This window comes from Nocardia sp. NRRL WC-3656 (genome assembly GCF_000720265.1).
GTDB classification, from domain to species: Bacteria; Actinomycetota; Actinomycetes; order Mycobacteriales; family Mycobacteriaceae; genus Nocardia; species Nocardia nova.
On record NZ_JOJF01000111.1, the window covers coordinates 1 to 458 of the forward strand.

General features: G+C 54.8%; 1 rRNA gene. It reads right to left on the minus strand.

Annotation, left to right across the window (positions count from 1 at the left end):
- Positions 1 to 378: 378 nt before the first annotated feature.
- Positions 379 to 458: ribosomal RNA gene (locus IG65_RS0134075) — 16S ribosomal RNA — on the minus strand; the annotation flags it as partial.

The window sequence follows — 458 nt, forward strand, 5'->3', positions numbered from 1 at the left end:
CTTCATCGGCTCCTGGTGCCAAGGCATCCACCGTACGCTCTTACACACTTACTAACAAAGATGCTCGCGTCCACTGTGCAGTTCTCAAACAACACACCCGCACCGAATCGAATTCAAGGACCGCGACCTCCACGAGGCTGGTTTCACAAGAGATCCGGGCAGATCGTATTTTTTGCCTGGAAAGAACGTCTGTTCTTTCAGGACCCAACAGTGTGTCGATTACATCCCCGAACCCGAAGCACTCGGGCTCCGAGCATTTTCGAGGCGCATGTCAGTGTTCCACCCATGAGCTTCCGCCGGCCTACATGTGAGGCCGAAACGGTCTCTGCCAGAACAACATCCAACCTGTGTTGGCATGCCTGGAGAAGTGCTCCTTAGAAAGGAGGTGATCCAGCCGCACCTTCCGGTACGGCTACCTTGTTACGACTTCGTCCCAATCGCCAATCCCACCTTCGACG